Source organism: Halorubrum saccharovorum DSM 1137 (genome assembly GCF_000337915.1).
Classification (GTDB): Archaea; Halobacteriota; Halobacteria; order Halobacteriales; family Haloferacaceae; genus Halorubrum; species Halorubrum saccharovorum.
The window spans coordinates 1-13,970 of sequence record NZ_AOJE01000051.1 but is presented as its reverse complement, the minus strand read 5'-3'; the positions used below and the strand labels follow the sequence as shown (position 1 = coordinate 13,970).

The window sequence follows — 13,970 nt, the reverse complement described above, 5'->3', positions numbered from 1 at the left end:
GGCATCTACAGCTGGTTGAAGAGGGGTGAACAGGCTTCAATTCCAGACCATGACCTCACTCACTTGCGCAAAGCGAGCATTACACACGAGGCGAATCGCAAGTGGATTTACGGACTTGATGACCTCTCTCGCGACGATCGGATCGTGGTCGTTGACTCGAACATGGTTCCACAAATGGGGTATTGGGTACACTCAATTACAGACGATGGATTCAGCTACGCGAGCCCGAAGAAAGCGGCTGATGAAGTTAGTGAAAAGGGGGTACCCACTCTGTCTGTACAGAAGCTTCACGATCGCCCTAAGCCGGGAATGACCGAAACGTTCCAGACCTACCTTGATCGTGAGCAAGTTGTGAAGGTTAAAGAGGTGTCTTTTCACGAAACAATCGGGGAGTACAGGATTCATTACGGGTTCGATCGGCCGTAATTCTCCCGCCGAACTCGTCGTCGAAGCGTGCAAGTCGGCGTGATATGAGTCGGATCCGATCCGCGCGCGAGGTGCGAACCCACACAACGACTAATCAGAACTTCGATAGTTTGCTATGGATCCATGGCAAATGTCGGGACATGTGCTGACAGCAGCAGACGAGACAGATCCGTGTATGACGCATAGCTTAAAAATGCGGTCTTGTCTCACCGAACATTCATATACATCCGGGTGGTCCCCCGGAGCGCATGAAGTACGACGGCGACTACGGTGACCACGACAAGCTCGTGACGTTCGATATCGAGACGACCCACTACGACCCCGACGAAGGCGAGACGGTCGCGATCGGCGTCGGCCAGCACGAGGTCGGCTCGTCGGGGGGTGAAGCTCGGTACGAGATTTTTGCTCGCAGGCAACGCGGTGTCGACGACGAACAGAAGCTCGTCGAGCGGGCGTTCGAGTTTATCGATAACCTCGACGGCGACACGCTCGTCAGCTACAACGGCGTCGGGTTCGACATGGACTTCCTCTACAAGCGAAGCGCGCACTTCGATCCCGCGCCGGGCTCGCCGGAACTTCATCGAGCCGGCCACCACGTCGACCTGTTCACCGACCGGAAGGCGGCCTGCGGGCCGAACGACAAGTGGCCCTCGCTCGAAGAGTGCCTCGATAGCTACGACCTTCCGGTTCCGAAGACCGTCTGGAACGGCGCGCCGATTGACAACACGCGATTCGGAGAGGAGTTTGCGCCGGCGTTCCTCGACGCGCTCGGGACCGGCGACGATCAGGAGGTTAGTCGGTTCCGGGGCGTCCTCGATCACTACCTGATGACCGACCTTGAAGCGAACCTCGCGCTGTACTACGCCGACCAGGGACTCGCGTTCGATCCCGTCCACCTCGGCCTTCACGGCGAGTTTCAGACGTAGCGCTGGTTGTCGCGACCGGGCTTTTTGACCGCTGACCGGCCAGTAACGGGTATGCGAGCACAACCCCCTATCACGTCCCACGTCGCGAGCGGTGAGGCCGATGGGTGCTGACCACCCGACCGGGACAACCGCCGTCGACGACCCGCTCCGGCACGTCACCGTTCGCGAGGCCGCCGGTGAGCGCGATGCGTTCTACCTCGCGCACCTCTGGTCACGCTGGTTCGGCACCGAGTACGAACACGGGGATCGGTATTCCTCCGGACGCCTGCCGTACCCGCTCTGTCGCGTTGCCGGCTGGGAGGTCGACGCCGAACCGGACCATCTCGACGCGTATGGTGTCGTCGTCGAGCACGACCCGTCCGATCGCGACTGCGTCGTGCAGATCGGCGGCGGCCTCGTGACGATCGACACGCCCGCGAAGACGATGGAGAGTCTCCCCGACGGCGGGTTCGACGCCGAGGCGCTCGTAGGCGACCGAAACGCGTGGCTCTGGTTCGGCGTCGTCGACGAGTCGTGGCGCGGGCTCGGCCTCGGTCGCCGGCTGTTCGAGCGTCGCCTCCGGTGGGCTCGCGATCAGGACGCCGACATGGCGTTCGCGTTCGGCTGGGAACACGACGGCCGGACGAGTCGCCCGCTGTTCGAGGCCTTCGGGTTCGTCCCCGTGGAGCGGTTCCAGCGACTGTACGAAGGCGATCGCGACGTGTGTCCGGAGTGTGGGGCGCTGCCCTCGAACGACGCGACGTGTACGTGCGCCGGCGTCGTGTGGGCGAAGAGTCAGTAAGCTACGACTCTACTGCTACGACTCTGCTGAAACCCATTCTTCAGACACACTATCGTCTGAAACAGCCGGTCGCTGAAGAGTGCCAACAGAGCCATGATTGCGCAATTCGGCAACTCAGACACAAACGTCTCTTTGAGTCTTCATTAGTCATATTAGAGCGTAAACAAATAGGACGACTATGTCCTCACTACTACCTCTAAAACCTACACCCCGATCAGCATCTGATCGCGGATTAGAGCCTAGACTCATTGAATTTGAAGACGAATCTGCGGAGCAGATTCTATCGGCAGTCGCGTCAACAACGGCCCGTCGTATCCTTAATCGGATCTATGAAGAACCGACGACGGCGTCGGACATTGCTGCTGAGATTGACTCTTCAGTACAGAATATTAGCTACCACCTCGACCGGCTTCAAGACGCAGAGTTAGTGGAGGTCATTGAGACGTGGTATTCCGAGCAAGGGCGCGAGATGGATGTGTACGCTCCGACAAATAGCGCGCTTGTCCTTTTTGCGGGAGCAGAACGAACAGCCCCGTCACTTACAACCGCGTTGCGTCGTGTCTTCGGCGCAGTCGGTATCGTCGGCGTTGTCAGTGTCATCGTTCACGCACGCTGGTCAGTATCAACACCCGTACCAGTATCTCGGGGCGGAGAACCTCCACAGCCGGATCCAACTCTGTGGGAGACACTCGTTACGTTCGGAACCGGCCCTGGCGGGTTCATTCTGGGAGTGAGTATTGTTCTAATCTTGTCTCTCTTTGTGACGTGGTACTGGCGGACGTATCGTCCAACACAGAGTCACACCCCCGCGTGAGTGCTTTCTGGGACTCAAAGATGCCTTTGAATCTGGGATAGGACGATGTCTCCCCCGTCTAATGGTAGGGTATGAAACGTAGACTGTTTCTGGCAAGTGCTGGGATTGGCCTCTCAACAGCAGCAGCGGGTTGTACCTCCCAAGCAGCATTGAGCGCATCGTCCGAATCAGACTCTGAACCAGAATCGAACACTTCCGAGAGCACACAAGACGATACTGACCAAATGTCGGAGCAGACACTTATCAAAGCCGGTGACACCGCTGAGCGAACTATCGGGACCGGATCGATCGCAGAGCGTGGTCTCAGAACAGCTCACCACGTCGCATTCGGAAATCCCACGGAGGAGACCCATCACGGGACAATTACAATTTCGACCGCCAGCGAGACAGTGTTTGAGGAATCGGTGGAGCTCCAAGCAAACGCGAGTATCGTTGCGTCGCTGACCGATCTCGGCACGTACACCGTTCGGGTAGCGGTTCCCGAGTTGGATGCGACTGAAGTAGTCACTCTCGATCCTCACCAATTCACCTGTAACGTGACCAAAACGACGGTCAACGTTCAGGAGGATGGTACACTCGACTCAACGAGTATTTCCACGCGCATGGCGTGTCCTGGTGTTGTTTCCGAAACGGCCCCCTCCGACGAGGTCGTATCGCACACACTTGGTGACGATCCGATTCCCGCAGATACGGGGCAGTTCACCCACACGTTCATGCTCCGGAATCCGTCGGACGAAACGTGGACGGCCAGAATGCTCGTTGAGGGCGACTCGACAGCACAGTTTGATGGGCTCTACACGGTCGAACCTGAGAGTACAGTACTGATTACCCTCACTGAGAGCGGGACATACACGCTATCGGTTGATGTACTCGAAACAGGGATGACGGCCAGCGAGCAGGTGACGCCCGAAAACTTTGACTGTAACCAGTCGTCAACACGTGCAGAAATTGATTCTGAGGGAGAACTCACAGTGAATACTCTGTCAACGCTCATGGCTTGCGGCACCGAGACAAATTCGACGAACGAGTCGTCCTAGCAGAGGACGAGTGTATTCACACTGTTCCACACAGCAAGGATTGTTATAGTCTTCAGCGACAACTGTTTCAGAGGAGAATATTCCTGAAGAATATGAGTTCAACAGAGCCCCGTGTGTAAGTGCTAACCATCTGGGTGTGTGGTTTTGGTTATTTGTGCTGAGCGTTCTGTGTCTCACCTGTACTGACCGGAACCGAGTCAGAATGTGTTACCTGTTTAGGGTTTCAACAACGCTATAGCTACAGGTTGTCGGGTGCGTGTTCGGGGAGCCAGTATCCCCCGTTGTGCTCGACGATTCGGCCCTCTTCGACGAGCTGATCGAGCGCGTCGCCCAGCCCCTCTGTATCGCGATCGGCGTGGGAGAGCACGACGCCGATGTTCGGCTTCGGGTACCCCCGGTTGTGTTCGACGATCCCGACGATGACCTCTGTGAGGGGTTTCTCCGTCGATGGCGTGTGATCGCTCATACCGGGTTGTTTGGCTGGAGCAAAGAAAAACAAGTGGGCGGCAACCGCACGCGCCGGCACGCTTTTACGTTACTATAATATAGTAACGAGCAAGCGCAGCGGGGAGACTCGCGGCGCGCAGGTGACCACGAATGAATGATTCAACGGCTGACGTAGCTGAAACGCTGTTCGAGAACCGATCGGAGCACTCGACGTATCGCGTCACACTCGATGACGACCGGATGTTTGAGGTGACGTGTGACGACTTCGAGTACGATCCTGCGGAGGGGTACGGTGAAGGGTACCTTCGATTCACGATCGAGTTTCCCGACGCACCGGATCTTAATCTTGAGCCAGATCGATACGCCACGGAGATGGGTGAAGTCAGCGTCGTCGAGATGGACGACGGCTGGGGGACGCCGATCCTCAGTGCTGCGGTCCAATACGTCGAGGACGGCGAACTTGTCCAGTGGGAGTACCCGACGCTCGGGACGATCGCGACGGTCGAAGAGGTGACCGAGTAGATGCCGAACCAACTGACGAACACGGGTGACGGCCTCGCGCTCCAAGTGACGAAACCCGCCCGGAGTGCCGGACTCGTAGAGGAGGACGCCGACGGCGACACCCGACACCGCGCCGCGGTTGTCGCGTACGGGTTCGACGACCTGATTCTCGTGCTCGATCGCGACACCGACCGCGTCCCGATGGCCGACCGCGCCGAGCTGGTCGCGCTCGCGGCGAACGAGACCGAGTCGATCCACCGCGGGATCGACACCCGGATTCAGCACTCAGGCCACGGCTACCGCGTGCAGGTGCCGACGACCGGGACGGGCTTTCAGGCCGGCGACGGGCTCCCGTGTCACGCCGCGCCCGGCCTTCTCGTGATGGCACCGCTCGACGCCGGCGTCGGGACGCGACACCTACTGGAGACGCGCCGGACACAGGCGCTCGATACCGATGCCGAGTGAGTACGAAGCCCTCCTCGACCTGATCGCCGCCCACCCCGGCGCCGATCGCGACGAGCTTCGCGAGCTGGCCGGCGACGACGATCGCGTCGACGCCGACGCCGTCGGCGACCTCCTCGATGACGCGCTCGCCCGTGACGACGCGCTCGAAGCGAACGGCTCGCACTGGGTCATGCGGACGGGGCGCTTCCACCCCGACGAGTACGACCACCCGCTGACGGGCGAATGGCGGGACGACGAGTTGTAGACGACTATGAGGCCTATCAAATCTGTTCGTCGTCGTGTTCATTTTCACCTTACGGCCACCATTTAATTTGGTTCTCTAGTGACACTCTGTTGTGCACCAGAACAGACACCCTATCCGCGAAATTCGGAACAAGTATCTGGATAATACCGAACGATTTGCAGAATTTCACGAACAGCGTATTGACCCGGAGCATGACGTGCGATCTGAAGAGAATTATCCGCTCGCGATTATCCATATTGCTCCGAAATTAGCGTTTTCAAAGGCAGCAACGAGGTTTCCTGTCCCGGAATTATTAGATCGTGATGTACGTCTTAATTCTGGTTCTAGTCGTCCACGTCATCCAGAACTAATGACTGATCGCATAGCTTCTACAACTGATCCTGCCCCAGAACGCGGGAAGGGTGGTAGCGAGGTATGTTTATATGAAAATGCCACGCTTGAGTTCATCACCTCTCGTGCAAGTTACGAGAAGGGGAACAGTCAATTCATCTCGGGCGGCTCACTAACAAACGCTATTACGGGGAATTTGGCGGTCGTTCTATCGCTGCTTGCTGACCAACGGGAGGATCAGAAGGTGCTAATGACTGCTACGTATGTTGGATTTGACGGAGCCCAATTTAACGTGAACCGTCCCACATCTCCCGTGACTGATGACTATATTCAAGCGCCGGTTCTCTCATTCCCCGCCCACGATCCGGAGGACGGGGATACCTACGACCTCCGCACAGAGTACGTGAAGGAGCTGTTTCGGCCACTGTTCCATTCTGTGGGCCGAGAAGGCGTGCCGATAGATATCCCCGAAACGCTCGATCTCCCTGATCTATCTCTGGACGAATAGCGAGTCGAACCACTCTGACCGTGTTCCTCGAACTAGCTGTCTCCCACCTGATTCTATACTTTCTTGTGCCCGCGGTAGAACCGGACAACCACCATGTCGGCTCGGGACGTTCAGACTGAATTTGACTTTGACGACTTCGAGACCGAGGTCACCCGCGAGGACGAAGACGCCCTCATCGAGACGATCGCCGACTCGATCAGTCGGCTTCGTGAGCAGATCGACGACGACATTCTCGACGGCGTGTTTACCTCTGACCCCGGCTCGTACATCCTCAAGTCGGAATATTCTCAGGACCGCCTCGATCCCGAACCGATCACACAGGACCGCGTGATCGAACCGCTGTTGAACACACTCGGCTACACTGATTACGGCTCTGAGGCCGGCGACTTCTCGACGACCCGTGGCGAACAGGCGGACTACGCAGTCTCGCTACGCGATATTCCGAATATCGACTCGTCGCGGCTGCTGATCGAAGCCGAGCCGCTGAATAAGCCGCTCGAAAATCGCGGTCACGGGCTCGATCAGGTCAAATCGTGGCTCAGTCAGCGCGAGTTTGAGTCCGACTACGGGTTCGCGACGGACGGCATCCGGTGGATCTTCATCCGGTACGACGCCGACTCGTACACCCACAACGTCATCTCCGAAGTCGACCTCCGCCCGGTCTTTCTCACGCTCTACGAAAACGCGACCACGGGAACTGCGTCACCAACGGACGCCGTCACCGACGACGATCGCGAGCGAATTGCGACACTCATCCGCACCTTCGCATACGACAACTTTCGGTCGATCGTCGACGACGCCCAGGAGGTCATCAAGGAGAAGCAGGAAGCGATAACGGACGAGTTCTACGACGACTACATCAAGTACGTGTTCGGCGTCGCTGAGGGCGAAGACGAACGCCGTGCGCGATCGCTGGTGGGTGATGGCGTCCAACCACCTTCTGACGCAACAGGCGACGAAACTCGGCTGTTCTCCGTCGACCTGATGAACCGCCTCATCTTCATCAAATTCCTTGAAGACAAGGAAATCGTCCGTCCGGGGCTCTTGAGCACGATCGTCGAGACGTACGAGGACGGTATCTACCCGCAGTCGCTCTACAAGTCGTTCTTCGATCCGTTGTTCTACGATGTACTCAACGTCAAACCCGACGAACGCTCCGATCAGGTCTCCGATATCGACCTCTACGCCGAGATTCCCTACCTGAATGGTGGGCTCTTCCGTCCGGAGCTTAACTCGGACTCCGACGTGGACGAGCGCCAGTTCGACGTACAGGACTCCGTCCTCCTCTCGATAATCAATCTGCTCGAACGCTACCAATTCTCCGCGGACGGTGGCCCGACGGATATCGACCCGAGCGTCCTCGGCTCGGTCTTCGAGAAGACGATCAACTACCTCACGACCGATCCCGGCGACCAGAACGCCGATCTGGGCGCGTACTACACCCCGAAAGAAATTACCCGATTTAGCGCCGAACAGACGGTCCGACCGGCGCTGAAAGAACGCTTCGAGGCCGTGCTCATGGAGGAGCGCGATTGGCCCGAGGCCGAACTGCGACAGTACGAGACGCTGTACGAGCTGATCGACGCCCTCCCCGGCTCTACGAATCTGATCACGGAATTGCTCGCCGATGTGGACGACTTCTACGTCGTCGACCCGAGTATGGGGAGCGGGCACTTTCTCACGTCTGTCGTCGAGGAAATCACCAACATTCGCCAGGAGCTATGGGCGCAAACTGAGGAGTATCCGAACCGACACCGCGTAAAGCAGGCGACGGTCCAGAACAATATCTACGGCGTCGACATTATGGAACCGGCTGTCGAAATCGGGAAGCTCCGGTTGTGGCTCTCGCTCGTCGCCGAATTGCAGGCCGAGGACGTGGAACGACTCGACACCGACGAGCTGGCGCTCCCGAATATCACGTTCAACGTTCGACAGGGAAACTCGCTGATCGGCTACGTCGGGTTCCCCGAGGAGACCGAAGACGGCGTCGCCACGTTCGAGCGGTGGAGCGAGGATAGCGTTCGGTCTCGGTATGAGGATGTGATCGAGGAGATAGAACTTCACGAAGAGTACCATGCGTTCCCGGAGCGCGCCGAGCAGCACCGTCAGAACGCGAACGAGTTGTTAGAGGAGTATCGTGCCGACCTCGACAACGAGATTCTGGAGGACTTTCGGGACGTTGTCGACGACGTTACCGAAGACGATCTTGACAATTATACGCCGTTCCACTGGGTGTTAGAGTTTGCAGAGGTGTACGCCGAAGGCGGCTTCGACGTGATCGTGGGGAATCCGCCGTGGGATATGCTTACTCCTGATCGAGATGACTACTTTACAAGATATGATGAATCATTCTCCGGGCTTCTGCCCGAAGCTAAACAGGAGCGCCAAGACAGCCTCCTTGAAGACAGTGAGATTAGACAGGGGTGGGAAAATTACAAACATGAAATCCAGATTGTAACACAATATTTCCATGAATCTCCTGACTACCAGATGCAGCACCCCTCGATTGCTGGCAAGACACAGGGTACCGAAAACGATCTCTCTGCTCTATTCTTAGAGCGTATTTTCCAACTAGCAAAAGATGGTGGGCATGTATCTCAAGTTCTTCCTGGTGCGATTTTCAATGGTGTTTCAACCAAGGATCTCCGTATGCATTTACTGGATGAGACAACTATTAATTCGCTTGTCACATTTGAAAACAGAGGAATATTTGATGAAATAGACACACGATACAACTTTGGTGTTATTGCATTCAAAAATTCCGGGCGAACCGATGAACTCAAGGCAACTTTCCAGCAAATCGGGACTGAAGTTCTAGAAAACTTTGAGGAACAAGCACTCATTCTCTCTCGGAGGGTCCTCCGCGAATACTCTCCCGAAGCTCGTATCTTTCCATATATTAACGAACAGGCTGAAGTTGGCGTATTAGACACAATTCTCTCACATTCTCCAATTGGTGAATCTGAGAACTCACCGTGGTATTGCTCTCCGTATCGAGAATTAGACCGTACAAACGACTCAGACCGCTTTGTTGAAACTGAGTCGTCTGGCGACTACCCTGTGTATGGTGGAAGCAATATATTCCAATTCCAGTATGATCCATCATTCTTCGAAATTGAATCTCCTGAGTTTTGGAGTGTCGACGAGGACACCAACCCTGAAAAAAGTGCGAAGAGAAGGATCCGAGAAAAGAAAGTTCGGGGACTCAAGAGCAGGCTTTATGACGCGTTTGATGGGAGCGGATCTCAGGTTAGTTTTGTGAATGATCTCCTAGAAGATCGCAGGGGTGAACCGCTTAACCCATCTGATGTACTTTTAGATTGTACCGATTACCGTATTGTAATCCGCAATATCGCACGTTCTTCGGATGAACGGACAATGATCGCATCTGTATTGCCTCCCGGTATTGTGTGCCACCATGCGATTAACACATTCGAGCTGTTCGAAATCAATCCGCAAGAGGACGATTTATCAGAGTCTCCACTCCATTCTGTTTACGAACGCATTTTCTCTGATGAGGAGTTATTCTACGCTCTTGGAGCAATAAACAGCATCCCGTTTGACTTTCTGATGAGGACAAAAGTTGATAGCAACCTTGTCATGTACAAAATAACAGAGTCTCAGGTCCCCCGCCTCACCGCTGGAGACGAGTGGTTTGAGCACATTTGGACTCGTGCGGCGAAGCTCAACTGCTACGGCGACGCGTTCGCGGAGATGCGTGATCGACTCGATATCGAAGCCGCGACGGACGAGTCTGAACGCGAGCGTCTCCAGGCCGAACTTGATGCTGGTGCGTTCCACGCGTACGGACTCGATCGCGATCAGGTTGCGTTCATCCTCGACGACTTTCACACCGTCCAGAACCCCCGTCGGATGACTGACGAGTACCTCGACATGGTCCTCGACAAGTACGACGAGCTGGCCGGCAGGTAGCGACCTACCAACTACTCGATATCGGCGTTTCCGTGCCGGTCCGATCGGGTGCCTTTTTAGGTGATAGCGCCATAGGGTTGTGCACGAGGAACGGGGCGTCTCCGCCTACAACCACCGTTCGTTCCTGTTCCTCGCATCAGCCCGCTTCATGAGTGGCAACGATGACAAGATCGAGTCGGCCGACGATGCCGACACTGACGACGAGTCGGACGGGGACGACGAGTCTCCGCACACCCTCGACGTGCTGCGGACGATCAAGATGACAGCCGAGATCGTCATGCTGGCCGCGCGGCTCATCGGGGTGAGGTAGTGGAGCGCGCCAACTAGGGCGTCTCCACCTACAACCAATTCTGTCTATTCACGGAATCGTCTTAAAGAGTTAGGGTCCACGCCGACACCACGCTCGACACCGTACACGTCGACCTCACCACGTAGAAACACCCGCCCCGACCGCACGACTGCGACTGCCCACCATGCGCGATCCCATCCGCACGAGCGCCGGCAACGGCGTCGTCGGGGTTGCACCGCGACGCTTTCTGCCGGATCAAGAGGGGCTCGCTGTAGATCGTGGATCGCCACTCGTGACAGCGTTCCGGGCGCGTCGCCGGCGCCGTCGACGGCGAGTTTTCCCTCGACGTTGTTCCGGTCGCCTCGGTCGCGCGTCACTGACGATCGCGTGTGGCGGCACGCGGCGTCTCGTCACAACAACGGGTTTTCGAGACTACTGAGCGAGTCGCCTTCGGTACTCCCCCGCGGTCGACGTGACCGCCGAGCGCACCGGACTGCTGGCTGATTGTGGGTCGTGTTGGTCGTGCTGGCCTACTACGGGCGCGTTTATCCAGAGCCCGTCCTCGCAGGTAAAAGGGGCAAGTGACAACTCTACGGCGCCCTCGATCGGCACCCACCCCTTCACTTTCACTCCGGTTAACCGGGGGTTAAGGGGCGCCGGGGCGTCGGTGTAACTAAGGCGGGAAGTCGGCCACGAGAGCAGGATACTGGTCTCAGAATGGCCGCGGGCGCAGGAACGCCCCCGACCTGCCGCGCAAACGGCATGAGTACGAATTACCCCTCCGGTAAAGACAGTTCGGGTCGCCACCGCAGCGGTGGGTCCCGGAAGGCACAGTCCACGATCAGCGACGGCTCGGCTCGCAGTTCCGCGCTCGCAGGTGGTTCCGATGAGTGACGCCGAGCGCACCGGCGGCGACGCGGACGGCGTCGACGACCAGCTCCCCGACCTCGACGAGCCGGGAAAGTACGAGCGATTCACCCGGATCGACAGCGTCGAGTACGACGTTGCCAACGAGTTCCTTCGCGAGTACACGACGATCACGGCTCGCGAGTGGGCGATCGCGTGTCTCTGCCGCGACTTCGAGACCGAGACGGGCGTCCGGATGACGTTCATCGGTGAGAACCTTCCCGAATTGGTCCCGTTCATGACGGACACCTACTCGCCGCAGGCCGTGAATCAGGCACGGTACTCGTACGACGAGAAAGCGCAGACGGCTGCCAACACGTTCTTCTACGCCGTCCTTTCGGGGCGGTATTCGATCGAAGAGATTGAAGCAATGGTCGAGGAAGCGCGTGAGACGGCGGAGACGCTGATTGAAGTCGAGACGGGCAATCCTCCGGCGGACAACCCGGAGGCCGACGACGCGGTTGCTGACGCCATGGCGAGCGTGTGGGAAGCGAGTCGCGCGCTCACCGAAGAGTTTGACGAGCCGGCCGAACCCGAGAACGGAGGCGACCGTGCGGACTGATCGCGACGCCCGGAACGGGATCGCGTGGGGCTCGCCGTTCGACAATACCTGCGGCGAGTGCGCCCACGAGTGGCGTTCGCGTGGCGAGCCGGCGGCCTGCCCCGAGTGCGGCTCCTCGATGGACGCTGGCGAGTCGGTCGACCTCTTCGCCGGCCTGCGGGACGTGACCGACGACGACCCGATCGCCGGCCTTCGTCGAGAACTGGAGCGTCGACAAGCCGATCCGAGCGCGAAGGGGCTCCCCGAGTTTACCGAGCGCGTCGACCCGTGGGATCGCGATCTGCCGGCCGGTCGCTCGTACCGAGGCGGCGGTCACACGGGCGAGACGCGGTTGTGGAAACGGCGCCGGATGCAGGCGCTCGAACGCGATAATCACCGCTGTCAGGTCTGTAGCATCCGGAACGCGCACCACGTAGAGTTCACCGGACAATCGCTGGAAGTCCACCATATCATCCCGAGAGACCAGTTCTCCAACCCCGACGACCGTCACGCCCTCTCGAACCTGATCACAGTTTGCTTCCAGTGCCACGCTGACGTGGAAGGACTGTCTCGTGAGGAGCTTCGCGAGGTCGCCGAGCGAGAGGCGTGGCTCAAACCCTCGCGAGCCTAAGCGAGAGCGCCTGTATTCTATATTAGCGACATACGGTTTATGAGATTCTTGACCGGAGGTACGAACCGCCAGAACACCGAAATCGGGATTTCTGACGAAACAGTCCCGCAAATAGTCCCGAATACGTTACATCGTCTTACCTGAGTAAGACAGAGTAAACTCTTAGTGGCCCCCACCCGTGGCCCCAAACGAGGCAGAATCAGAATCATGGCCGACGCTTCCATCGACGCCCGCTCCAGCCCGATCGGCGCTGCTGGAGTGGCGTTCCGACGGCACAACCCCCACACTACGGAGGGCCAATGACGGGCCGCCGCTCCGTCGAGACAGCGATCGACGACACGTTCACGAAGTACCTCACGGACAAGGGGAAGGGCGACGCCGGCGAGCAGGGCGCGTACCGAACTGACGCCGAGCGCGAGCTGCATCGATTCCGGCGCTGGTGTCTGGGCGAGACCGCCGACTCGGCGAACGCCTCGCCGCCGGAGTCGTGGGCGGGCGTCGTCGACGGCGACACCGTCCGGTTCGCAGACCTCGACACGACGGTCTTCTCGGACTACGCGCGGTACCTCTCGACCGCGGGCTACGCTGCCGGGACGGTCCTCACCTACTACGCGCACGTCGCCTCGTGGTGTGGGTGGGCGCACGCGCAGGGGTACATCCCGCGGCATTACGCCCGCGAGTCCGACGCCGAAGACCCGCTTCCGGAGAACGACGGGCGCCGACCGGGCGACCAGCAGGCGTGGGAGCCGATCCACCGCGACCTGATCACGCAGTTCGTCGACCGGCGCGTCTCCGAGGCGTTCGACGCNTGGGAGCCGATCCACCGCGACCTGATCACGCAGTTCGTCGACCGGCGCGTCTCCGAGGCGTTCGACGCCCTCGGCGCGATCGAGGTTTCCCACGCCGACCGGGGCGACCCGGAGAGCGAGACGTGGCAGGCCAAACAGAGAGCGCGGTTCGAGGCCTACCAGCGGTGTCGCGAACAGGCGCTCGTGTACGTCGTCGCCTACACCGGCCTGCGTGGGTCAGAGTTCCTCTCCGCGCCGAAGGAGGACCGCGAGGGCCGCAACGGCATCCGGTGGCGTGACGTGTCGTTCACGGACAGCAGCGTCACGGTGTTCCGGAAGAGTCGCGAGTGGAAGGAGGCGTCACTCCCCGAGCCCGTCATCGGGCCGTTGAAGCGGTACGCCG

General features: G+C 58.6%; 14 protein-coding genes. 13 read left to right on the top strand and 1 reads right to left on the bottom strand.

From position 1 onward, the window contains the following. Positions 1-144 precede the first annotated feature (144 nt). The 5 genes from C471_RS17010 (at position 145) to C471_RS09290 (ending at position 3,984) form a co-directional block, all read left to right on the top strand. Positions 145-426 (top strand): hypothetical protein, encoded by a 282-nt coding sequence (locus tag C471_RS17010; protein ID WP_152421862.1) that lies wholly within the window; start codon positions 145-147, stop codon positions 424-426. Positions 427-674: 248 nt separating this feature from the next. Beyond that, positions 675-1,352 carry a ribonuclease H-like domain-containing protein gene (locus C471_RS09300; RefSeq protein WP_004048494.1) on the top strand — a complete coding sequence of 226 codons (678 nt, stop codon included), beginning with the start codon at positions 675-677 and terminating at the stop codon, positions 1,350-1,352. Positions 1,353-1,452: 100 nt separating this feature from the next. Further along, complete coding sequence (locus C471_RS09295) at positions 1,453-2,133, top strand: GNAT family N-acetyltransferase (protein WP_004048493.1); 681 nt, start codon at positions 1,453-1,455, stop codon at positions 2,131-2,133. A 178-nt stretch (positions 2,134-2,311) separates the two neighbouring features. Continuing rightward, positions 2,312-2,947 (top strand): ArsR/SmtB family transcription factor, encoded by a 636-nt coding sequence (locus C471_RS16360; RefSeq protein ID WP_004048492.1) that lies wholly within the window; start codon positions 2,312-2,314, stop codon positions 2,945-2,947. A 224-nt stretch (positions 2,948-3,171) separates the two neighbouring features. Continuing rightward, complete coding sequence (locus C471_RS09290; protein ID WP_239638645.1) at positions 3,172-3,984, top strand: hypothetical protein; 813 nt, start codon at positions 3,172-3,174, stop codon at positions 3,982-3,984. Between the two features lie 238 nt (positions 3,985-4,222). Here C471_RS09290 and C471_RS09285 read toward each other — a convergent pair whose 3' ends face one another. Then, positions 4,223-4,450 (bottom strand): hypothetical protein, encoded by a 228-nt coding sequence (locus C471_RS09285; RefSeq protein WP_004048490.1) that lies wholly within the window; start codon positions 4,448-4,450, stop codon positions 4,223-4,225. A gap of 131 nt (positions 4,451-4,581) precedes the next feature. Between C471_RS09285 and C471_RS09280 the strand changes: the two genes are divergently transcribed. From C471_RS09280 to C471_RS09245, 8 genes are all read left to right on the top strand, one after another. Beyond that, a complete protein-coding gene (locus C471_RS09280; RefSeq protein ID WP_004048489.1) occupies positions 4,582-4,953 on the top strand; it encodes a hypothetical protein in 372 nt (123 codons plus the stop codon). After that, positions 4,954-5,397, top strand: coding sequence for a hypothetical protein (locus C471_RS09275; protein ID WP_004048488.1), 444 nt, complete (start codon positions 4,954-4,956; stop codon positions 5,395-5,397). Then, a complete protein-coding gene (locus tag C471_RS09270; RefSeq protein ID WP_004048487.1) occupies positions 5,387-5,641 on the top strand; it encodes a hypothetical protein in 255 nt (84 codons plus the stop codon). The genes C471_RS09275 and C471_RS09270 overlap by 11 nt, the downstream gene beginning before the upstream one ends. A gap of 91 nt (positions 5,642-5,732) precedes the next feature. Continuing rightward, entirely contained in the window at positions 5,733-6,479 is a 747-nt protein-coding gene (locus C471_RS17005; protein ID WP_152421861.1) for a hypothetical protein, read from the top strand. A gap of 93 nt (positions 6,480-6,572) precedes the next feature. Continuing rightward, on the top strand, positions 6,573-10,412 hold the full coding sequence (locus tag C471_RS09260) for an Eco57I restriction-modification methylase domain-containing protein (RefSeq protein ID WP_004048486.1): 3,840 nt from the start codon (positions 6,573-6,575) through the stop codon (positions 10,410-10,412). A gap of 148 nt (positions 10,413-10,560) precedes the next feature. Continuing rightward, on the top strand, positions 10,561-10,722 hold the full coding sequence (locus tag C471_RS17425) for a hypothetical protein (protein WP_204365935.1): 162 nt from the start codon (positions 10,561-10,563) through the stop codon (positions 10,720-10,722). 865 nt (positions 10,723-11,587) lie between these two features. Next, the gene (locus C471_RS09250) at positions 11,588-12,169 is read left to right on the top strand and encodes a DUF5806 family protein (protein ID WP_004048484.1); all 582 of its coding nucleotides are present in this window, start codon (positions 11,588-11,590) and stop codon (positions 12,167-12,169) included. Then, positions 12,159-12,779 carry an HNH endonuclease gene (locus tag C471_RS09245; protein ID WP_004048483.1) on the top strand — a complete coding sequence of 207 codons (621 nt, stop codon included), beginning with the start codon at positions 12,159-12,161 and terminating at the stop codon, positions 12,777-12,779. Before C471_RS09250 ends, C471_RS09245 begins: the two co-directional genes overlap by 11 nt. The last annotated feature ends 1,191 nt before the right edge of the window (positions 12,780-13,970 follow it).